Origin of the sequence: Enterobacter ludwigii (assembly GCF_001750725.1) — a bacterium.
Lineage (GTDB): Bacteria > Pseudomonadota > Gammaproteobacteria > Enterobacterales > Enterobacteriaceae > Enterobacter > Enterobacter ludwigii.
Window position 1 is genome coordinate 1,511,559 of record NZ_CP017279.1, and the last position, 21,902, is coordinate 1,533,460.

The following is a 21,902-nucleotide window of genomic DNA, read 5'->3' on the forward strand; positions in this document are numbered from 1 at the left end:
GTGTTATAGATGCAGGTTAAGTTAGTTCAGATCCTGCTGACGATCGACATAATCGCCATAAGTTATTATACGGAATGATATTTAATGCGTTCTGCTCTCTCTGCCTTCAGGTTTTTTCAACCCGATACTCCGCTGCGTAATGCGTCGTGGATCTTTATTCTCACCACCTTATTCTATTTTGTGGGTGCTGAATTGCGTCTGGTTGAAGCGTTGTCGCTGTTCTGGCCACTGAATGGCGTTATGGCGGGAGTATTCGCCCGTTATGCTTATCTGAATCGTCTGCATAACTACGCGGTCGCGTATGTTGCCATGCTGATGTACGACGCGGTCACCACCAGTTGGGGAATGGCTTCGCTGGTGATTAACCTGTCGAATATGATTTTTATCGTCGTGGTCGCCATACTGGTTCTGCGTGATAAACGGCTGATGATAACCCCCGATCCGCTTAATGCGCTGCGTCTGTTTAACTACTGCCTGATTGCTGCGCTGCTGTGTGCCTTGCTTGGCGCGGTGGGGTCGGTCGGTATCGACAGTCACACCTTCTGGCCGCTGTTTGCCGACTGGTTTAGCGAGCAGTTTTCAACGGGGGTGCTGATTGTGCCGTGTATGCTGACGATTAGCCTGTTCGTGCGTGATATTCAGCTACGCCTGGAGCAGCTGTTCCCGGTTATGGCGTTGATTGTCTCGGTGGTGGCGTCGGTGGTGATTGGTGGCGCGGGGAGCCTCTGTTTCCCGCTGCCGGCGCTTATCTGGTGTGCGGTACGCTACCCGCTGCCCGTCACCTGTTTACTGACGTTTCTCACGGGTGCCGTTGAGATCATTCTGGTTGCTAACTCCATTATCAATATTGCCGTCGCGACACCGCTTTCGACCCCGATGATGTTCTCAGCCCGGCTGGGCATTGCCACCATGGCTATTTGTCCGGTGATGGTCTCCGTCAGCGTGGCGGCCATTAATTCACTGATTCGTCAGGTGTCACTGCGGGCAGATTATGATTTTCTGACGCATGTCTATTCCCGCTCCGGGCTTTATGAAGCGTTAAAGCAAGAAGAGGCGCACCGGCATTCGCGTTTTTTAACCGTCATGCTGCTGGATATCGATTATTTCAAAAGCATCAATGATAACTACGGTCACGAGTGCGGTGACCGCATACTGGCGGCCTTTGCCCGGCAGGTTCAGCAGGTTGTCGGTGAGGACGGTATGGTGGCGCGAATGGGCGGAGAAGAGTTCGCGGTGGTCGTGAACTCCGGGGATGCGCAGCACGGTTTTGAACTGGCTGAACGCATCCGAACCACCGTCGCACATCATCCGTTTACCTGGCGCCAGCAGACGCTGTATCTGACCGTCAGCATTGGCCTGGGCAGCGGTAAATCTGAATCATGGCAGTTGACGGAGGTCTTTAATAAGCTGATGGCTGAAGCGGACGATCATCTCTATCGTTCAAAGAAAGCGGGGCGAAATCGGACCAGCGCCCGGCTGTCGGATGAGCAGGTTACTGCAACCTCCGGCAGCGAAACATCACTGCATTAGTCGTCATGAGCCAGTGACGTTAACAAATAGCGTCTGAACAGGATATTCGTACACTGACAATGTCTCTGTTTAAGCTACGCTTTTAGTAAAGCTTGCGTCAGGAGACGTTATGAAAACACCTGCAACCCCTGAAAATGAAACGGAACGTCTGAACTCGCTGCGCGAATCAGGCCTGCTTGAAATCGACAGTTCGCCGGCCTTTGACCGCCTGACGCGTCTGGCAAAACGCTTTTTCCAGGTGCCGCTGGCGATGGTCAATCTTATCGATGAGCATTCGCTGATCGTGAAGTCAGCGGATGGCCAGGCACCGGACTCTGTCCCGCGCAATATCTCATTTTGTGGCCATACGATCCTCAGCGAAGCGCCGCTGGTGGTGGGGGACATGCGTCAGGATGACCGCTTTGCCGATAATCCGCTGGTGGCCGGTGAGCCAGGCGTTCGTTTCTACGCTGGTTTCCCGCTGCGTCTGCGCGACGGCGCGAGCGTCGGATCGCTTTGCCTGATTGATTATTCTCCGCGCGAGTTTACGGCGGCCGATCTTGCCGTGCTGGGAGACCTGGGCGCGCTGGCAGAAGATGAATTTGCCGCCGTCAGTGCGGCGACTACCGATGAACTGACGGGCTTATTCAACCGTCGGGGCTTTAATCAGCTCGTCCGGTTTACCCTGTCCGTCGCCCGACGCCGTGCAGAGCCGTTAACCCTCGGCTGGCTGGATCTGGATCGCTTTAAGGAGATAAACGATCGGTACGGCCACGAGGAAGGGGATAAGGCGCTGAACGTGATGGCGCAACTGATGCGTTCCTCCTTCCGTGAGGCGGATCTGCTGGTTCGCTTTGGCGGGGATGAGTTTGCCGTGCTGTTCGCCGATACGGATGAGCAGGGGGCCTGGATTGCGATGCAGTATCTGGCCGAGCAGGTCGAAAATTATAATGCCCGCAAACTGCATCCGTGGTCGCTTCTGTTCTCGTGGGGACTCAGTGAATTCGACCACAATGGCCATGACCTGCAACAGTGGCTAAAAGAGGCCGATGAAAAGATGTATGCCATGAAGCAGCAACGCCACCGCGAAAGATGACATAACAAAAGCCTATGATCGATCCGTTTGCGTTAATAAGATGTTAATTGCACAGTGACGGTATTCAACGTAAGGAAAAACAATGAATACCTCACTGCACATCAAAAACCTCACCCGGGAAGAGATCCTCACCCACCTTGATGCGTTGTCCGCGATCCTCGAAAACTGCGTTAACGGCGGCGCATCCGTCAGTTTTATGTTGCCCTTTAGCCCGGAAAAAGCGCGTGCTTTCTGGCGCGGTATTGCTGAGAGCGTGGGACGCAATGAACGTCTTGTGCTGGCCAGTATCGATCCGCAGGACGGTGTTATCGGCACGGTACAGTTGATCACCGATCAGCCGGAGAATCAGCCGCATCGCGCGGATGTGGCAAAACTGCTGGTCCATGAAAAAGCGCGCCGTAAAGGGGCGGCAATGGCCCTGATGGAAGAACTTGAAGTACAGGCCAGAGCCAGAGGCATTTCGGTCCTGGTACTGGATACGTCCACCGGCAGCGGTGCCGAGACGTTCTACCAGCGTGCTGGCTGGCAAAAAGTGGGGGAGATCCCGCGCTATGCATTGATGCCGGATGGCGCGATGACCGCCACCTCCGTGTTCTATAAGTTCTTATAATTATTTTTCACAACTCCATTATGAATTGATCAAAACAGGGTTCCCGGTCGTAAAGTTTTGATAAGTTATCGTACCAATCTTATCAGGCTGTATGACTAATTATAAAAGGAACCCATTGTGAACACACTTAACCGTCATGATTTTCCCGGTCCACACTATCCGGAACGTATCATTCAGTTTGGTGAAGGCAATTTCCTGCGGGCGTTTATCGACTGGCAAATCGACCTGTTAAACGAACATACCGATCTCAACGCCGGTGTGGTGGTCGTTCGTCCCATTCAAAGTGATTTTCCGCCGTCGCTGAATACGCAGGATGGTCTGTATACCACGATCATTCGCGGCCTGAACGAGAAAGGCGACGCGGTGAGCGATGCACGTCTTATCCGTTCCGTTAACCGCGAAATCAACGTTTATAATGAATACGATGCGTTCCTCAGGCTGGCTCATAACCCGGAGATGCGCTTTGTGTTCTCGAATACCACGGAAGCCGGGATCGGTTATCACGCGGGCGACACCTTTGAAGATGCGCCTGCCGTCAGCTACCCGGCGAAACTGACGCGATTGCTCTTCGAGCGTTTCAGTCATTTTAACGGTGCGCCAGACAAAGGCTGGGTCATCATTCCGTGTGAACTGATTGACTACAACGGGGATGCGCTGCGGGAACTGGTGCTGCGCTACGCGCAGGAGTGGGCGCTGCCGACGGCCTTTACTGAATGGTTGAACGATGCCAACTGTTTCTGCTCAACCCTGGTTGACCGCATTGTAACGGGTTACCCGCGTGACGAAGTGGCCGCCCTGCAGGCTGAACTGGGTTATCAGGACGGGTTCCTGGATACCGCCGAACGCTTCTATCTGTTTGTGATTCAGGGCCCTGACTCCCTTGCCAGCGAACTGCGTCTTGATAAGTTCCCGCTCAACGTATTGATCGTGGATGACATCCGCCCTTACAAAGAGCGTAAAGTCGCCATTCTGAACGGTGCGCACACGGCGCTGGTACCGGTAGCCTTCCAGGCCGGGCTGGACACGGTAGGCGAGGCGATGAACGATGCTGACGTGTGCGCTTTTGTCGAAAAAGCTATCTATGAGGAAATTATTCCGGTACTGGATTTGCCGCGTGATGAGCTGGAATCGTTCGCCAGTGCGGTAACGGGCCGTTTCCGTAACCCTTACATCCGGCATCAGCTGCTGTCGATTGCCCTCAACGGGATGACCAAGTTCCGCACCCGCATTCTGCCGCAGCTGCTGGCAGGGCAGAAAGCAACCGGGTCATTGCCTGCGCGACTGACGTTTGCTTTAGCGGCACTGATTGCGTTTTATCGCGGGGAGCGTAACGGGGAAAGTTACCCGGTACAGGACGACGCGCACTGGCTGGCGCGTTTCCAGCAGCTGTGGACACAGCATCACGATCGCCAGATCACTACCCGCCAACTGGTAAAATCGGTACTGAGCGTGAGTGAACACTGGGAGCAAGATCTTACGCAGGTTAACGGCCTGGTCGAGCAGGTTACGCGGGATCTGGATGCTATTCTGCTTCAAGGAATGCGTGCGGCGGTTAAACCGCTCTGCTAACACCGTTGCCCGGCTTCGGCCGGGTTTTAATGGGGACCTTATTAGTTACAACATACTATTTGCTCTGTTTTTAAAAAACACCTCTGACACCGTGCGGTTTAGGCTAGCCAGGTCAGAAAATTCAATGTTTTATTAACATGCTTGCAACCGTGAGGGGGATCACGTTTAATAGCCACGCTCTTTTTCTTTCCTGAAACTCACTATGATTGTTCGTCCTAAACAGCACTGGTTACAACTCATCTTTGTCTGGCATGGCTCGGTACTGCCAAAAATCTATACCCGCTTGCTACTCAACTTTCTGCTTTCTATCGCCGTGATCCTGATGCTGCCGTGGTACACGTCCCTTGGCATCAAATTTACCGTTGCGCCCTTTAGCATTCTCGGTGTGGCGATCGCTATCTTTCTCGGTTTCCGAAACAACGCCTGTTATTCACGCTACGTTGAGGCGCGCCAGCTTTGGGGGCAACTGATGATAGCGGCACGCTCTCTGTTTCGCGAGGTAAAAAACACCCTGCCGGACGATAAACATCTCGGCGAGTTTGTTCGCCTGCAGATTGCCTTTGCCAACTGTTTGCGCATGACCCTGCGCCGGGAAACGAACGCCGAACAACTTTCCCGTTATCTTACGGAAGATGATTTACGCAAGGTGATGAACGCCAACTCGCCGGCGAACCGTATTTTACTGATCATAGGGGAGTGGCTTGCCGTCAGGCGTCGCAATGGCGAGCTCTCAGATATCCTGTTCCATAGTCTCAACAACCGGCTGAACGACATGTCTATCGTCCTGTCGGGTTGCGAGCGTATTTTGACGACACCCGTACCGTTTGCTTACACGCTGATCCTTCATCGTACGGTGTATCTGTTCTGCATCATGCTGCCGTTCGCGCTGGTCGTCGATCTGCACTACATGACACCTTTTGTGTCGGCGCTGATTTCTTACACCTTTATCTCGCTGGATACGCTGGCGGAAGAGCTGGAAGACCCGTTTGGTACCGAAGATAACGACCTGCCGCTGGACGCCATCTGCAACATGATGGAACGTGACCTGTTGCAGATGAACGATGAAGAAGAGATCCCCGAAAGACTGTTACCGGATAAGTATTATCAACTGACCTGACGGGCATTCCATTCGTCACGGGTGATTTCCCACAGTTCGGAATCCAGCATGCCGCTGACGTACGCTTTCTTTTCTGTCCTGATAAGCCGCATGCCGCTACTGTCTGAAATACGGCGGGAGCGGCTGTTAGCAGCCGCTTTTGGCGCACGCAACACCGGCTTGTTCAGGGTGTTAAACCAATAATCCGTCGCCGCAATACTGGCCTCACGCATGTATCCCTTACCCTGAAACTCCGGCGCCAGCCAGAACCCACGGTTATTATCTTCAACATCGTACAGGCAGATAATCCCCATCAGCTCATCCGGCGCCTCGCGACGTCGAATACTCCAGAACCAGGCAATGCCTTTTTCCATATCCGGCAGCGCAACGTTATTAACATAATACTCCGCGCCGTTATCCGGGTAGGGCCAGGGCACTGAGGAGACCATATAGCGAACGATTTCCCAGCGTGGATAAAGCCGCTGTATCTGGACGGCATCTTCCGCGACCAGGGGAATGAGTAACAGGCGGTCTGTCGTTAGCGTCGGTATTGTCATCCGTGGTTCTCCCTGTTTAAGCGTTATGTTTTTGTTCACCTTCTGGTATTTTCATCTCTATCACATTCTTTTTCGGTGTGCTGGACTTCTTTACTACCAATAACTGCTTTTAAAAGGCTTTCGATTTGTAATATGAGGAATATATGGCTGTTACGGTAAGAGCTTTACGCGCAGAAGATTATTCCCAGTGGCGTCCGCTGTGGGACGGCTACACTCATTTTTATGACTGTGTCCTCGATGAGTCCGTGACAGCCGCGACATGGCAAAGGGCGCTCGACGAGCGATCATCGATGTTTTGCCGGGTTGCGGAAAGCGACGGCAACGTCATCGGCTTCGCCATGTGTATTTTGCACGAAGGAACCTGGTCGACAGCGCCCGTTTGTTATCTGGAAGACCTGTTTGTTGCTGCCAGCCAACGGGGAGCAGGGACCGGAAAAGCGCTCATTGACGCCCTGATGGACGAAGGCAAGCGCGAAGGGTGGTCGAAACTTTACTGGGTCACGCGGCAGAACAACCCGGCACGTAAACTCTACGACCAATATGGCGAAGCCGACGATTACGTTCGTTATCGCGTCTCGCTTTAAGACGCAATGACCTGTGTTTGTATCACATTGTATCAACGCCTCTGATACATACACAGGCTTGCAATAAAGGCCCATTCGCACATATCCGCTATACAAACCGATGTTGTTATATCCCCGTGAATCGTACTCAATCGGAGATAACAACATGTTCAGCAAACTCGCATACTCAACTCTCGCATTAACCGTTTCTCTTGGTACCGTCATGTCCTGTCAGGCCGAAGCAACCGGTACTGATTTCACGACGGCGTTTGATCATCCTCAGCAGATTAACGCCGGCGACCTTAACGTCGGTTATGTCGACATTGGCCCGAAAAATGGTCAACCGATCATTTTATTACACGGCTGGCCCTACGATATTCATAGTTATGCGCAAGTTGCTCCCGCGCTGGCTGCCAAAGGATATCGGGTGATTGTGCCTTCTCTGCGTGGCTATGGAACTACCCGTTTCCTCTCAGATAAAACGCCGCGTAACGGCCAGCCTTCGGCCATGGCGAAAGACGTTGTGAACCTGATGGATGCCCTGAACATCAAGCAGGCCGTTTTTGCAGGATACGACTGGGGGGCCCGTACGGCGGACATCGTCGCGGCGCTGTGGCCAGAACGCGTTAAATCGCTGGTCTCCGTCAGTGGATACCTGATCAGCAGCCAGCAGATTGGCAAACAACCCTTACCGCCGAAAGCAGAAGTTCAGTGGTGGTATCAGTTCTATTTCGCCACCGAACGTGGCGCTGAAGGCTACGCCAAAAACACCCATGACTTCGCCCGTTTGATCTGGTCACAGGCATCACCTGACTGGAAATTTAGCGATGCAACGTTTAACGCCAGTGCCAAATCCCTTGATAACCCGGACCATGTCGCGGTGACACTCAGTAACTATCGCTGGCGTTTAGGGCTGGAAAAAGGGGAGCGCAAATACGACAGTTATGAGCAAAAACTGGCAACGCTTCCGAATATTACTGTCCCGACGATCACCATTGAAGGCGGAAACAACGGGGCGCCGCATCCTGCACCACAGGCCTACGCCGGGAAATTCACCGGCAAGTATGAACACCGTACCTTTGGCAAAACCGTAGGTCACAACCCACCGCAGGAAGATCCGCAGGATTTCGTCAACGCAGTTGTGGACGCAGATAAACTCTGAAATGTGCTATTTTCAATACGTTACCCTTCAGTCTGGAGATTTCTGTGGAGCATATTGATCATATCCTTGTCGTCGATGACGACAGGGATATTCGTGAGCTGATTGTCGATTACCTCGTTAAGTCCGGATATCGCGCCTCTGGCGCGGCAAATGGCAAAGAGATGCGAGTTGTGCTTGATAAACAGCATATCGATCTTGTGGTGCTGGATGTCATGATGCCCGGCGATGACGGATTAACGCTGTGTCGTCAGCTCCGAAGCGGTAAACATAAAGACTTGCCCATTCTGATGCTCACGGCGCGTAACGAGGAAACAGACCGGATCCTCGGGCTGGAGATGGGGGCAGACGATTATGTCGTGAAGCCTTTTGTTGCACGCGAGTTACTCGCGCGGATCAAAGCCATTTTACGTCGTTTCCGCACAATGCCCCCCAATTTACAGGTGACGGAAGCCGGACGACTGGTCACGTTCGGAGAATGGCAACTGGACACCGTGGCCCGTCATTTAATCGACAGTGAAGGGATGGTGGTGGCGCTCAGCGGGGCGGAATATCGTCTGCTGCGCGTGTTCCTCGATCACCCTCAGCGTGTCCTGACCCGGGATCAACTGCTAAATCTGACCCAGGGGCGCGATGCCGAGCTTTTTGAACGATCGATTGATCTGCTGGTGAGCCGGGTGCGTCAGCGTCTGAATGAAGACGCCCGCACGCCGGCCTATATCAAGACCGTGCGCAGTGAAGGTTATGTCTTTACAATGCCGGTGACCATAAAAGAGGCCAATGAATGACGCTTTGGCCACGCTCGTTGCTGTCCCGGCTGTTGGTCATCGTGCTGGCTGGACTCTTACTGGCCAATACCCTCAGCCTGACGCTGGTGATGGTTGAACGCATGCACAGCGCCCGCAGCGTAATGCTGGGTAATCTGGAAAACGATGTAGCCACTAGCGTGGCCATTCTTGACCGGCTTCCCGCTCAGGAGCGGGCGGCCTGGCTACCGCGGCTGGAGCGCGGTAACTATCGCTATATTCTCGGGCCTGGAGAACCGGGCGCACCGCCTGAGGATAAGCGTTCACGCGATGCCATTCGAACGTTAAAAGAGACCCTTACGGCTGACTACCCGCTCACGTTTACCGCCGTTCCCGGTCCCATTTCCCATATTCAGGCGCATCTCACCTTACGTGATGGGGCACCGTTGACCATCGATCTGACACCACGCATGCCACCGGTCGCCAGCTGGTTACCTGTCGTGCTGGTATTGCAGCTGCTGCTGCTTGCGGCCTGTGCCTGGATCGCCGTGCGTCAGGTGATTCGGCCTTTTTCTCAGTTTACCCGTGCGGTTGACGCGCTGGACCCGGCGGCAAACACACCAATGACGGAGAAGGGGCCGGTAGAAGTGCAAAGAGCCGCGCATGCCTTTAACGCGATGCAGGCGCGCATTCAATCCTATCTCCGCGAACGCGCGCAGATCCTGGCATCCATTTCTCACGACCTGCAGACGCCCATCACGCGCATGAAGTTGCGCGTCGAGATGGCCGATCAACCCGAGTTACGCGACAAGTTATTGAACGACCTCGATAACATGACCCGCCTGGTGCGGGAGGGGATTGCCTATGCCCGGTCATCAGAATCTCTGGAAGAGACCTCGCTAAAGCTGGAGCTCAATGCCTGGGTAAACAGCATTGCCTGTGATTATCAGGACATTGGTAAAAACGTGCAGTTTCAGGCAAACGACGCCCGCCTGCCGATAGTGACTCGGCCGCAGGCACTTCGCCGGGTGATGACCAACCTCCTGGATAACGCGCTTAAGTTTGGTGGCTATGCCGTTATTGAGATTGATGATTCTTCAGCCGGACACATTGCTATCCATATTCTGGACGGCGGGCCGGGGATACCTGAGGCTGAACTCGACGCGGTATTGCAGCCTTTTTATCGGGTAGAAACATCGCGTAACCGTGATACCGGCGGAACCGGCCTGGGGCTGGCGATTGCCGCGCAGCTGACCGCGCAGCTTGACGGGAAACTGCGGCTGGCAAACCTTCCTGAAGGCGGGCTGAAGGTCACGGTAACGCTGCCGCGTCGCTAATTGTACGGTTTTGTATCCGGTTGCATGACCGATACGAGAGCAGACAAATCGTCCCGTTTTGCACACATCCCAAACACATCCGTACGATGAAATACCCTCACTGCAGCGTCGCAGGCCATCTGTAATGTGAGGTTTTTATGTTTTTGATAATCGCGTTTCTGGGCGGGATGATAAGCCTGCTCAGTCCATGTACGCTCCCGGTGATACCTCTTCTGTTTGCCGGTTTTCAGGGGCAGCGAAGACATATCCTGGCTCTGCTGGCAGGGATGATCGTGATGTTTACCGTGGTGGCGATGGTTGTCACGGTTGCCAGCGAATGGATCACGGATGCCACGATAATAGGGCGCTGGCTGGCACTCATTATTCTGGCTACAGCCGCGCTGGCCTTAATTTTCCCGTCCTTCGCCCAGCGCATAGCCGGGCCTACGGTCAGCGCGGGCAATATCCTCAATACCCGCAGCGGACAAACGCGCGGAATGTTTTCCGCTTTCCTGGCCGGATTTGCCGTCGGTCTGCTCTGGTCTCCCTGTGCCGGACCGATTCTTGGGGCTATTTTCAGTATCAATATTGCGGGTCATTCGGCCATCACCACCGGCGCGCTGCTGGCGGCGTATGGCAGCGGATGTGCGCTTATGCTGGGCCTGCTTATGGCCGGCGGTCGGAAACTGATGGCACCGCTGCGGGCCAAATCAGCGCTGATGGAAAGGTTGCGCAAGGGGGCGGGCGTGGTGATGTTAGCGGCTGTGGCGTTCAACGCCACGGGGATGAACTCGGTGCTGAAAGGTGCAAATGGCGTGGCAGACCGTCTTGAAACGACGCTGTTGACCCTGGCGAAGCCCGCCACTGCGCCAGTAAAACTGCAGCCGGTCGTCATGACCGAACCCAGCAGTCAGTTGCCTTCGTTAAGTGGCGGAACCGGATGGGTTAATGGTGACCCTGTCACGTCTGAATCTTTGCGGGGTAAAGTCGTCCTGATTGATTTCTGGACCTGGGACTGCATCAACTGCCAGCATACGCTCCCGCATGTCCGCGACTGGGCCACGCGATATCAGTCCCAGGGTCTGGTGGTCATCGGCGTGCATACGCCTGAATATCCGTGGGAAAAACCGCTCTCGTCGGTGAAAAACGCGGTGAACAAATGGCAACTACCTTATCGGGTCGTGACGGATAATAACTACCAGATCTGGAACGCCTTCGGAAACCAGTACTGGCCGGCACATTACTATTTCGATGCCAAAGGGCAGTTACGTTATACCTCTTTTGGTGAAGGTAACTATGAAGAACAGGAAAAAGTTATCCAGCAGCTGCTTAAAGAGGCCCGCTCATAACGTTGCTCAGGGCTGACGTTGAGCAATGATAAACAACCGTGGAAAAGCCAGCAGTATCTGCCCGTTTTCCTGGAGCGGATACTGCTCTTCCAGCATTTCATGGTAGCGCTTGAGAAAACGTTTCTGCTCGCTCTCATTAAGCTCCTGCAGCCACGGACGTAAACCGGTCGCGCTTACCCAGTCAATGATGGCCTGGTGTGAGCTCATTTTATGGAAATAGGTTGTCCGCCAGATATCCACATCACAACCGGCGTCTGTCAGAATGTCGTAATAGGCATGCACGCCGGGTAAGGCTTCACGCCCCCGGTCGGGATAGCCTTGTTCCCAGGCAACTTCACGCATCGCCACATGAGTGGGCTCAAGCCAGTTGTCAGGCATCTGAATGGCCAATACGCCATTTAACGTGAGCAGAGAGACCAGGTGCGGCAGGAGATCGTAGTGGTCGGGCACCCACTGCAACGAGGCATTGGCGTAAATCAGGCTCAGCGGCTGGCCGGGATTAAACTGGCGGATATCGGCCTCAACAAAGTGGCAATCCGGTAAGGCGCTGCGGGCTTCGTCGAGCATCGCAGGTGAGTTATCGACCCCTGTGACGTGCGCTGAAGGCCAGCGATGTTTTAACAGCGCCGTACTGTTTCCAGGGCCGCAGCCCAGATCGACGATGGATGACACGTCATCCAGGGGAATTCTGGCGAGCAATTCAGCGGCGGGGCGCGTACGTTCGGCTCCGTATCGCAGGTACAGGGAAGGGTTCCAGTCAGCCATCTTTGCATCTCCGTTGTGCATGCTTCAGCAAGAATAGCACACACAGACACCTGCACTGCGGCAGGTGTCTGTCCTGCAGCAATTACAGAATGCCTTTCAGGGCAACATGATAAAGCAGCATGATGGTTTTCCCGTCGACAATCCTGCCCGTTTCAATGCCGCGCAGTGCCTCTTCCAGCGTCATTTCCAGTACGTCGATATCCTCACCCTCCGCTTTGAGTCCACCGCCTTCACTGGTTCTGTCTTTCGGCTGGTATTCGGCGAGATAAAAATAGAGTTTTTCAGTGACGGAGCCCGGGCTCATGTAAGCTTCAAAAATTTTCTCAACGCGGGAAACGCTATAGCCGGTCTCTTCTTCCGCTTCTGCTTTAATCCGGCTTTCCGGATCCATGTTATCGAGCAAGCCCGCAGCAGCTTCAATAAGGTCATCTTCGTGCCCGTTAATAAAGACAGGGAAGCGGAACTGGCGGGTCAGGATCACCGTCTTTTTATCCCGGTTATAAAGCAGGATGGTGGCTCCGTTTCCCCGGTCGTAAACTTCGCGATTTTGCCGCTGCCATTCGCCATCGCGTCGCTGCAGATCAAAGGTAAATTTTTTCAGGATGTACCAGTTATCAGACAGTGTTTCACTTTCTATGATGCGTACATCTGCACGTTTTGATTGCACGTTTGTTCCTCCTTACGTAGAGTAATTATCATAAACAGCATTGTCGTGCAGTTTCAAGATTAAACGTGCAATATCAGGAATTCCTTATGCTCACAACGCAGCGAAAACAATTGATCCTTGAAAAGCTCGAGGCTGAAGGTCAGGTCCAGTCTAAAGCGCTCAGCACGCTTTTCGCGGTGTCTGAAGATACCATTCGGCGTGATTTACGCGAGCTGGCGGCAGAAGGGCGTTTACAGCGTGTTCACGGCGGGGCGCTGCCGTCATCCTCGGCCATTGCCCCGTTTGCTGAGCGTAAATCGGTAAAGATGAATGCCAAGAAAAATGTCGCCCGTAAAGGTGCGCAGCTGATTTCTGACGGCCAGGTGGTGATCATTGACGGCGGCACGACTACGTCAGAGCTGATTACGTTTCTGCCTCCTGATTTGAAGATAACCGTGGTCACGCACAGCCCAGGCATTGCGCTGGGACTTGTCGAACATCCCTCCATTGAGGTTATCCTGATCGGTGGCCGTCTGTATAAACACTCTATTGTTGCGGTCGGCGCGGCTGCTATCGAAGGCATCGAAAAAATCCATGCGGACCTGTTCTTTATGGGAGTAACTGGCATCCATCCTGATGCGGGCCTGACGACCGGTGATTTTGAAGAGGCGAGTATCAAACGTGCATTTTCCGGCAGAGCCGCCGAAACGGTTGTGCTGGCTTCCCCCGAAAAAATCAATACCGCGTCATCTTTTGTGATTGGCGATCTGTCGCTGGTGAACACGATTGTCGTTGAAGACGATACCGATAGAGACTGGATTAACGCGGTAAAAGAAAAGGGCGTTTCCGTGGTGATGACCTCTGAACCGGAAAAGGCATAACCCACGCGAAAAGCCTTTATGATCCGGCCTGTCGGTAAGCCGACAGGCTGGCAGGCAACATCAAACCTGAGGGATATCCTCAAGCGCAGTGTAAATCTTAAGCCCCAGCGTTTGCGCCACCTCAATGTCCATATCGGCCCCTTTGGACGCGCCGGCAATCCGGTAGATAGCATCACATTTCGCTATGAGCCGGTGCGCGACGGGATACAGCATTGCTTCACTGATTTCATCACCCATCGATTTCGAGCCAGCCGCTTTTGCCAACGGTAAGGCCAGCCATTCGCCAATAACCGGAACGTGGCCACGTTGATAGACGGCTAACGCCGCATTTTCAAGACGAGCAAGGTTTTCATCAATGCGCGCCTGCACGCCATCGGTGCCGCTACGATAGGGGCCGGCGATTAAAATCAACTGTTGTGTCATATCAACCTCAGTAAGTAAAAATGCATGAGTTTGCACGTTTGTGCGCCTTTTGTTTCTGGCTTCATATTAATCGCCAGTTTCGTGCAATTTCAAGCAATATTGTGCATTATGGTTTTTTTAAGACAGTTGCAGAAGAGTAGAGCTGGTCTATGCTCAAAAAGCAGAGATCAGCCATTCTCTGGGCGTATTGAAAAATAACAATAATCTTGCGTTTCAGGGGGTGGAAATGAAGAGGATCCTGCTCGTTACAGTGTCATGCTTGCTCTCAGTAATCTCTTTTCTCAGCGTAGCCGCAGAGCCGCGCCAGGAGCCGACAGATCGGGAGCGCGCCAGAACGGTTTATATTTTCCATCAGCCGATTGTTATGCTGCAGGCAAAATTCGGTCTGACCACGCCTGAAGAGCGAGTTTTGCGCATTCGAAATACGCTGCGCAATTTCTCTCAACAGGATGTTCGGGAGCCCCTGAAAATTATTCCGGTTACCCGTTACAACCAACCGGGAAGACTGATTGTGATGAACGGCAAGCCGGTGATGTTACTGGCACAAGCCGATCTCGATGAGGGTGACGACCTGACGCTTGATGAAGCTGCTCAACGTGTGCTGACCCGAATGGAGGCACAACGTACGGCACTTCGCGATCAATATGACGCCGGGTGGCTGGCATTATCGGCAGGCAAAACGGCCGCAGGGCTGCTGGCACTGTTTGTTTTCTGGTACGGTGCCTGGCGGTCATGGCGTGGAGTAAGGCGTTTTTACCGAGGCCGCATTCTTGAGAACCGCAGTATCATTCCACAACGCTGGCGCAGGTTTGTCGGCGCGATTGAGACTCGTTTGTATGCTTTGCTGATGATTATTTTGGGTATTCTCGGGCTTTATATCTGGCTAAGTTGGGCATTCAGTCTGTTTCCCTGGACGCGCGTTTGGGGGGCATCGCTGGGTGACTGGACCATGCGTGTTCTGCGGGATATTGCACTGTCGATTGTCTCGGCTATGCCGGGCATTTTAATCGTCCTGATTATTTTTCTTATCACAGCCTTCATTCTAAAACTCCTTAAAGTCTTGTTAAATCAGGTAGAAGCAGGGCGTTTACACCTTCCCGGGATCCATCCTGAAACCGTCGGCGCGACGAGGAAGTTAATTTCTGTGGTGGTATGGTTATTTGCTCTGTCTGCAGCATACCCGTTTTTACCGGGGGCCAATTCACTGGCCTTTAAAGGTATCAGTGTATTCTTTGGGCTGATGTTGACTCTGGGATCTGCCGGGGTGATGAATCATGCCATGAGTGGCCTGGTACTGATTTACTCGCGAGCCTTGAGAAAAGGCGACATCATTCGGGTCGCGGATAACGAAGGGTTGGTTACCGAGATAGGTATGCTCGCGACGAAAATCATTACGCGGGAGAATTACGTTGTAACCGTACCGAATGCTGTCGTAGTTAGCGGCAAAATCACTAATCTCAGCGCGCAAAATCCAGATGGTGGCGTGAACCTGACGACAGGTGTCACTATCGGATACGACACGCCATGGCGGCAAGTTCATGCCATGCTGGAGATTGCCGCCAGACGGGCGAAATGTATCGATCAGTCACAACAGCCGCTGGTAAGACAATTGAGTTTGATGGACTGGTATATTGCTTATGAACTTCAGGTGAAGCTGCGTGCCGGGCAATCACTGGCGGAGGCCCGCAATGAACTGCACAGCAATATTCAGGATGTCTTTAACGAGTTTAATGTACAAATCATGTCGCCAAACTTTGTGATGCAACCAGAAGGCGCGGTCGTCGTGACGGAAGATAACTGGTATGCAGCGCCGGCAGAGAAGCCAGAGAATAAACAGCGTGAGTGAAGATGGCTATGCAGGTTTAGAGGATTCGGAGCAGATAATGTGCATTAGAGGCTGTCAAACACCAGAACAAGGATGACCATAAAAAGCCAGATTCTGCCTTAATCTATGTAAGTGCGCATAATGTATATTATGTTAAATATGGTGGGTTTGTTCTTAAGTTCATGAGTTCCTCTCTTTCAGGAACTTACAGATGAATCAGTCAGTTGCCAAAGTTTAGTTGTGGACTTACGATGGCTTCATAACGCAAAAATTACGGGGCATCCGCTAAGTTCATGGCATATTCCATCTTACATTTATCGAGGAACAACCAGAGAACTCATCTCATAGTTGATGATGTGACTACCCTACCGGTCATGTTCGCCACAATTTATGGAATGAATGAACTGAGCAAGAAACATCTGGGGACTCAAGAAAACATTCTGTGTTCGCTGCGTTTTTTTTACGTCTATTACTTTAAGAAGCACAAACGAACATTTGACTACGATTTCTATCGGTCTGGCTACAATATCTCCTGTTTTATCAGGGAGCTTGATGGCACGCAATAGATCAAGACTGGCCTACTTACAGGTTGGGTATTGAGTATCTTGGTGCGAAAAAGGCTGGATGGCGGATCCATTGGCTGGCGCCAAGCACTTATTCTGTCGTTGAGATGATTTATAAATCTGTTCAAGAATTGACCTTGGGGTTTCGTAAAACGATTCAGGGCTTCAGAGATTCTAATTTCACTAACCTGCTCCCAGATAAGATCGCTGATTATCCTGATGAATGGATTGAGCAAAATTATCTTGAAGACATCATGTTTAGTGGTTCTGGTGGCTCTAGGAATGATCTTGGAAAGAGTATTCGGAATTCCATTGCGAACTTTAGTGGACATAAACCTAAGGTAATACCCGTTCATAAACAGAAGAACAGCTGGTACTTCACTAAAGAACAGTTGAATGATTATGTCTATCAGCGTTACGCTCAAGCAAAAAACTTCGAGCCTGGGCACCAGTGCATAATTTCAGCCAAAAACAATGGTGACTGGGAACACTTCAATTATGAAGACCTGATGTTCATCATGCCGGAAGGTGCATTTGGACTTGGTAAAGATTTTGTTTCATTGCAACATATTTTTCCACTTGATGAAAACTCAATAGAAGCGTGGTTAGGCGGAACACAAAACCGAAAATCAATCTTTGATCACTTTAATCTTTTTGAAGATGATGGGTCCCGTGTCATTATCAAAAAGCATGTACCGCGACATAACATAAATACATTCTTGGCAATCGCTGGAGTGACGGATCATATTCAGGCCATCCTAATGGGGCGTGTTGATATTACCCAGAATAAACACTATTAGCATCAGGCCGAATCACAGTCCTATCAGACCGCTTCTCTAGCAATCAATATGCTCGAAAAGGCTTATGATGAGAACAATCAAGCTCTCACGAAGAGTTTCCAGCTATCACTCTTTACTACGCAGCAGAAGCCCCGCATTCCGCTCAACCCACCCTCCCCCAGAACTGAGCTTAGCCGCAGAATGGCAGCTCTATCACAGTCCTCTAACACGGTAAAAAATACAGGTGTTGCAAACGTTAAATTAACAATCTCACTAATGATAAATCCTGAGCTCAATACCGAGCATAATCTGAAGCAGAACATGCAGACTTTTGGTGAAACAACTGCTGAGGTTGTTGACTATATAACTGGCACAATGTCCGATAAGTTTCTGCCTGAACTAAAACGTGCACATGACAAGTTAGTACAACAAAATTTGGCTGATAAGGCGAAATCACTGCTTCACCGCCATGCAAAACTGCATCCTCTTGGATTTGGAGCCTGTACGAGAGATGTAGCTCGCTGGGGTTGTCCTCATGCGCTTAAGTGTCAGTCTGGTCTACCTTGTGGCTACTTCACTCTTACAGGTCGTCTTGGCGAAGCGGAAGAAGCATCACGACGTTTATCAAACAAGCGAAAAGAAATCATTCAACTCCGTAAGTTGACTATAGTGAATCCAGGCTTCATGCTGGCATTAAAAGAACAGGAAGAAGCTCTCATCGTGCTCGAGGCTCTTGAAGCTGATACTATAAAGGTTAAAGGCGAGAAAAAACTGGTTTCCCTGTTTTCTGATGATCTGAACAACCCATTATATAAAGTTATTGAGCGAATTAATAAACAAATGCTAATTGGCAAAACTCCAAAAACCCTAGCTGATCTTTTCTTTATTGAACAGAAACGTATAGAGAGAAATAATAATGGCTAAGACCCCGCGCAGTCGCAATGCAGACGATAAAGTCATTCAGGGTAAGGAACTTGATGCTTACATCAAAGCCGAGCTACAAGCTATGGTGCAAGAGGGACTGGAAAAATCCCCCATTCAACCATCTACGTTACATGCACGTCTTAAAGCCAAAGGAATAGTTAAAGGTGGCATTAGTACCCTCACCTCTCGAAAAATTATCATCAATAATTACAGGCTTCGCCAGCATAACAACTACGAAGATGGCAAACGAGAGTTGACTACAGATGAAAAGGCTAAATTGGCCATGGGCCGAACCGGCGCTGCTTATATAAGTAAGGCAAATCGTCTTGATGCTGAAATTATAGCATTGAAAGCTAAATATGAAAGAAATGTACTGGCGCTCGCCGACATCATTGAGTATATCGACAACGCAACTCCTATCAAAGTAGAGGACATGCTTGCAGACGACCTCATTCGAGAACTTGCTGAGCGCAAAAGAAATTCAAGAATGAGCTAATGAGTAAACGCCCTACTCTATTCGTAAAATTAGCGCACTAATTATCAATACTCTCTCTTCTATGTCCTTTATGTCGAAGGGAGTCTTCCATTCTAATGCCGATTTGGTTCATTACACCAATTTAATGCTGCACTTTCGTTACCTTCTAAAAGATCAATAGCCTTTTGTAGAACATCATGTGTTACCACCATGTTTTACACCTGAAGACGTTTTGAGTGCTTCGATGAGATTACTTCGCTCTTCCTCTGTCATCCGGGATATGAGTAATGCAAGTTCTGCTGTGGTCTGATCATCACAAAAAAAGTAGTTTAACGGCACGTTTAACTCTGACGCCATCCGTCGAAGCGTATCAATATCGGGGACATGCCGCCCTTTCTCATAATGATTCATACGACTGCTAGCCGAAGCGGGATCAAACCCAACAAGGAGGCCCAGCGAGCGCTGTGATAAACCCGCCCTGCATCTCGCTTCCTTAAGTCGTTCTGGTATCGGATTTTTTTCAGACACTGATTCATCTTCATTAGCCTCGAATGCTTAGATTGTCTAAGTATCTGCCATTGTTGTATACTTAGCAATCCTAAGTTAACTGCATTGTTTTAGTCATATGAATAGTCGAGTATCCAACCCTGAGTCGTACATATTTTCTGCAATAATCCACATTGGCAAAGATAACTTCACCAGTAACGATGTAGCAATAATTCTTGTCGAGCGATTCTCACTCCCGAAAACCTACCTAAAGGCAAAAGCTTTTGCTTATAACCAAATTCAATGCCTAGTTAAAAAAGGATTATTAAATAAAGTAAGAAAATCAGGAGTGTATCAATATTTATACTCACCCACATCAGAATTCAATATCGCAATGGAAAATGTGCAATTAATTGAGGCAACCCAAAAAAGTTCTCGCCAGTTTTCAAGCGCTAATAGCTATGAACATAATAATGTAAATATTCAAATAAGAACTCTTATTGAAAAATACAGCAGTGAATTGGAAAAAATATCAGGAGCAAAAGAAATTTATGAAGAATTGATAATTGCCGTACCGAGCAGGGAAAATGAATTCCGGAAACTTTCTCTAGAGCAAGACAAAAAACACATTAAGATAAATGAAAAAATAAATACATTGATTGAGATTGTTAATCATACATTTCAATAAGGCAATGAATTCCAGAAAGGATTTAAAGTTTAATAGAGTCGTGAAAAAGAGAGGGCAAAGCCGAGACCGCCCTCTCCCTTCATGCGCTGATAAACTTCACTAATATGAGATTAACGGCGCGTACCACTATATGCTAGACCTGAAAAATATAATCTTAGTCAGTCCCAGATGCAACCTTTAACACTTAAATGCAACAAATTAAACAACGAGTCATCCTTTCACCTTAAAAGCTGTAAAGTAAAAAAACACCCTGTAGGCTGTTTTTTACGTAAAGTGAACTTATTTTAAAATAATCGACATGGTCTCCTACTTATGGATAATGTTTTCCCGGTCAGACTTCTTAGCCAGTTACGGCCACTTTTAATTGGTTTTCGTAAATCAAAAGGATTAACTCAAAGAGAATTATCCGCCAGGTTGGGTGTCACTCAGCAGACTTATGCTCGCCTTGAGGCAAACCCTTCAAAAGCAAGTTTTCAGCGCCTGTACAACGTGTTAAATATTTTGGGAGTGGAGATTTCGCTTAGTTCTGAACCTATTTCAACTTATACAAAGGCTTCAAATTTGGTTGAAAAGGAGTTTGATTCACCGGCAAGGCGTGAAGAATGGTGATAGTAGCCAGGCTATTTGATAGGGCTGTACGTCAGGCACTGCCCCTAAGGAAGGTGCGATTTGTGAGCAAGGGCGCTTTGCATCGGGGTTAGCGGACCGTCAATATGGGAGTTAGCGAGCACACAACCAGCCGCGAAGATCCCCGCGTCATAGCGACATAGAGGTGTCGTGCATCCATCTCTTCCGGGGATGTGATGACTGCCACCTCTCCTTCCAGCCCCCTTAGCAACAATGAGCTGCCGATTACACGCCGGGCCAGCGGTCGACTCTCGTGGCGATTGCGTTCTCGCTCATTTACCGTGGCGTCTGCAAAAGTGTAGCCTCCGGCTGCAGCCGACTGCAGGGCGCGCAAACAACAGCGCAATACCTCTGGCCGATAGACCCGCGCATTGTCCTGACGAGTCAGAAGGCGCAACGCCTCTGCGGCCAGCATAAAACCTGGTCTCTCTGCAAATGCCACAAACGCTGCTTCGGCAACCGTCGGCGGGTTGCGGGCTCGCCCTCTTCGTAGCGTTTTTAGGCGGGGCAGCAATGCTGCGGGGCCAACCTAGGGTCATGACGCCTGCGGCAAACTGCACCAGGCGCGTCAACGCATCCGCAGCTTCCAGGTTAAACGCTGCACCAAAGTCGGTAAGGTCGACCAAATCGACGGCTTCGACGGTCGTTGCCCCCGGGATCTGGCTGGCCACCTGCTGAAGCTCGCGGGTGTCGTAGCTGTTTCCAATCACCAGTACCTGCCCGTTCGCGGTGACCGCGCGCGTCAGGGCGGCAGTAAGACGCTGCTGAACAGCGGTTTCTGCCTGTAACAGGGGCTTGCTTTAGGGCTAATGAAGTTGCTGATTTTGATGCCTTAACGGCAGGAGAGTGCATTGATGGATTATCATTCTCACATACCTTTACCGTCTTACCCTTTTTCAGATCGGGCAGAGTGGGAATTGCAGGCGCAGTACCTTTCGCAAGTGCCTTACAGTAACCGGCAAGCGGCCTGGGTATCCGCATTTCGCTGCATCGTTTTGCCAGTAACTCAGTACTGATGTCATACAACACAGCTATACATTCCGCGGGCTCGCACCAGACCAAGTGGTACAGCGTTTCCCGATCCTGGGGCAAAGTCTGCGCGGCATCGTGTGGATTCATCTCTGACATTGCGTCTCCCCTCCTATGGGTACATTATCAGGAATCTTTGCCTGTTGGTGATTGAAAGAAATATGAGCTGCTTCCCATTGATTGGCGCGACTGAAACTGAGCGGGAAGAGATTGACGCCATT

General features: G+C 50.8%; 22 protein-coding genes and 1 pseudogene. 17 read left to right on the forward strand and 6 right to left on the reverse strand.

Annotated features, from left to right (window positions below):
- Window positions 1–84 precede the first annotated feature (84 nt).
- The 5 genes from BH714_RS07170 to BH714_RS07190 all read left to right on the forward strand — a co-directional run bounded on the left by BH714_RS07170 (window position 85) and on the right by BH714_RS07190 (window position 5,901).
- Complete coding sequence (locus BH714_RS07170; RefSeq protein ID WP_040017478.1) at window positions 85–1,530, forward strand: sensor domain-containing diguanylate cyclase; 1,446 nt, start codon at window positions 85–87, stop codon at window positions 1,528–1,530.
- 109 nt (window positions 1,531–1,639) lie between these two features.
- Entirely contained in the window at window positions 1,640–2,605 is a 966-nt protein-coding gene (locus tag BH714_RS07175) for a sensor domain-containing diguanylate cyclase (protein ID WP_014170057.1), read from the forward strand.
- Between the two features lie 82 nt (window positions 2,606–2,687).
- Entirely contained in the window at window positions 2,688–3,215 is a 528-nt protein-coding gene (locus tag BH714_RS07180) for a GNAT family N-acetyltransferase (protein WP_020884147.1), read from the forward strand.
- A 117-nt stretch (window positions 3,216–3,332) separates the two neighbouring features.
- On the forward strand, window positions 3,333–4,784 hold the full coding sequence (locus tag BH714_RS07185) for a tagaturonate reductase (protein WP_040017479.1): 1,452 nt from the start codon (window positions 3,333–3,335) through the stop codon (window positions 4,782–4,784).
- Between the two features lie 202 nt (window positions 4,785–4,986).
- Window positions 4,987–5,901 (forward strand): bestrophin family protein, encoded by a 915-nt coding sequence (locus BH714_RS07190; protein WP_040017480.1) that lies wholly within the window; start codon window positions 4,987–4,989, stop codon window positions 5,899–5,901.
- Here the strand turns inward: BH714_RS07190 and BH714_RS07195 are convergent.
- Window positions 5,889–6,437, reverse strand: coding sequence for a GNAT family N-acetyltransferase (locus BH714_RS07195; RefSeq protein WP_020884145.1), 549 nt, complete (start codon window positions 6,435–6,437; stop codon window positions 5,889–5,891). The genes BH714_RS07190 and BH714_RS07195 overlap by 13 nt on opposite strands.
- A gap of 143 nt (window positions 6,438–6,580) precedes the next feature.
- Here BH714_RS07195 and BH714_RS07200 point away from each other — a divergent pair, with 143 nt between their 5' ends.
- From BH714_RS07200 to BH714_RS07220, 5 genes are all read left to right on the forward strand, one after another.
- A complete protein-coding gene (locus BH714_RS07200; protein WP_014170062.1) occupies window positions 6,581–7,021 on the forward strand; it encodes a GNAT family N-acetyltransferase in 441 nt (146 codons plus the stop codon).
- Window positions 7,022–7,166: 145 nt separating this feature from the next.
- Window positions 7,167–8,162 carry an alpha/beta fold hydrolase gene (locus BH714_RS07205; RefSeq protein WP_040017481.1) on the forward strand — a complete coding sequence of 332 codons (996 nt, stop codon included), beginning with the start codon at window positions 7,167–7,169 and terminating at the stop codon, window positions 8,160–8,162.
- A gap of 44 nt (window positions 8,163–8,206) precedes the next feature.
- Window positions 8,207–8,947, forward strand: a complete 741-nt coding sequence (locus BH714_RS07210; protein WP_025204193.1) for a response regulator — start codon at window positions 8,207–8,209, stop codon at window positions 8,945–8,947.
- Window positions 8,944–10,242: an ATP-binding protein gene (locus tag BH714_RS07215; RefSeq protein WP_020884141.1), complete on the forward strand. Its 1,299-nt coding sequence runs from the start codon at window positions 8,944–8,946 to the stop codon at window positions 10,240–10,242. Before BH714_RS07210 ends, BH714_RS07215 begins: the two co-directional genes overlap by 4 nt.
- Before the next feature lie 137 nt (window positions 10,243–10,379).
- Window positions 10,380–11,570, forward strand: a complete 1,191-nt coding sequence (locus BH714_RS07220) for a cytochrome c biogenesis protein/redoxin (RefSeq protein ID WP_040017482.1) — start codon at window positions 10,380–10,382, stop codon at window positions 11,568–11,570.
- A gap of 6 nt (window positions 11,571–11,576) precedes the next feature.
- On the opposite strand, the gene tam is transcribed toward BH714_RS07220, so the two are convergent.
- Window positions 11,577–12,335 (reverse strand): trans-aconitate 2-methyltransferase, encoded by a 759-nt coding sequence (tam, locus tag BH714_RS07225; protein WP_040017483.1) that lies wholly within the window; start codon window positions 12,333–12,335, stop codon window positions 11,577–11,579.
- Between the two features lie 82 nt (window positions 12,336–12,417).
- Window positions 12,418–13,002 (reverse strand): NUDIX hydrolase, encoded by a 585-nt coding sequence (locus BH714_RS07230; protein ID WP_014170069.1) that lies wholly within the window; start codon window positions 13,000–13,002, stop codon window positions 12,418–12,420.
- Window positions 13,003–13,088: 86 nt separating this feature from the next.
- Here BH714_RS07230 and BH714_RS07235 point away from each other — a divergent pair, with 86 nt between their 5' ends.
- Entirely contained in the window at window positions 13,089–13,862 is a 774-nt protein-coding gene (locus tag BH714_RS07235; protein ID WP_040017484.1) for a DeoR/GlpR family DNA-binding transcription regulator, read from the forward strand.
- Window positions 13,863–13,922: 60 nt separating this feature from the next.
- On the opposite strand, the gene BH714_RS07240 is transcribed toward BH714_RS07235, so the two are convergent.
- Window positions 13,923–14,285, reverse strand: a complete 363-nt coding sequence (locus BH714_RS07240; RefSeq protein ID WP_020884136.1) for a TIR domain-containing protein — start codon at window positions 14,283–14,285, stop codon at window positions 13,923–13,925.
- Between the two features lie 226 nt (window positions 14,286–14,511).
- Between BH714_RS07240 and BH714_RS07245 the strand changes: the two genes are divergently transcribed.
- The 4 genes from BH714_RS07245 (at window position 14,512) to BH714_RS07260 (ending at window position 18,872) form a co-directional block, all read left to right on the forward strand.
- On the forward strand, window positions 14,512–16,131 hold the full coding sequence (locus BH714_RS07245) for a mechanosensitive ion channel family protein (protein WP_040017485.1): 1,620 nt from the start codon (window positions 14,512–14,514) through the stop codon (window positions 16,129–16,131).
- 568 nt (window positions 16,132–16,699) lie between these two features.
- Window positions 16,700–17,473, forward strand: a complete 774-nt coding sequence (locus BH714_RS24275; protein WP_236918392.1) for a hypothetical protein — start codon at window positions 16,700–16,702, stop codon at window positions 17,471–17,473.
- A 48-nt stretch (window positions 17,474–17,521) separates the two neighbouring features.
- Complete coding sequence (locus BH714_RS24280) at window positions 17,522–18,376, forward strand: hypothetical protein (protein ID WP_236918393.1); 855 nt, start codon at window positions 17,522–17,524, stop codon at window positions 18,374–18,376.
- On the forward strand, window positions 18,369–18,872 hold the full coding sequence (locus BH714_RS07260) for a hypothetical protein (RefSeq protein ID WP_001140767.1): 504 nt from the start codon (window positions 18,369–18,371) through the stop codon (window positions 18,870–18,872). The genes BH714_RS24280 and BH714_RS07260 overlap by 8 nt, the downstream gene beginning before the upstream one ends.
- A gap of 174 nt (window positions 18,873–19,046) precedes the next feature.
- On the opposite strand, the gene BH714_RS23515 is transcribed toward BH714_RS07260, so the two are convergent.
- Window positions 19,047–19,379 (reverse strand): helix-turn-helix domain-containing protein, encoded by a 333-nt coding sequence (locus BH714_RS23515; RefSeq protein WP_072040316.1) that lies wholly within the window; start codon window positions 19,377–19,379, stop codon window positions 19,047–19,049.
- A gap of 97 nt (window positions 19,380–19,476) precedes the next feature.
- On the opposite strand from BH714_RS23515, the gene BH714_RS07265 reads away from it, so the two are divergent.
- On the forward strand, window positions 19,477–20,025 hold the full coding sequence (locus BH714_RS07265) for a hypothetical protein (protein ID WP_040017488.1): 549 nt from the start codon (window positions 19,477–19,479) through the stop codon (window positions 20,023–20,025).
- Window positions 20,026–20,337: 312 nt separating this feature from the next.
- Window positions 20,338–20,634 (forward strand): helix-turn-helix domain-containing protein, encoded by a 297-nt coding sequence (locus tag BH714_RS23520; protein ID WP_061356411.1) that lies wholly within the window; start codon window positions 20,338–20,340, stop codon window positions 20,632–20,634.
- 893 nt (window positions 20,635–21,527) lie between these two features.
- Here the strand turns inward: BH714_RS23520 and BH714_RS24285 are convergent.
- Window positions 21,528–21,780: pseudogene (locus tag BH714_RS24285) on the reverse strand (hypothetical protein); the annotation flags it as partial.
- Window positions 21,781–21,902 lie beyond the last annotated feature (122 nt).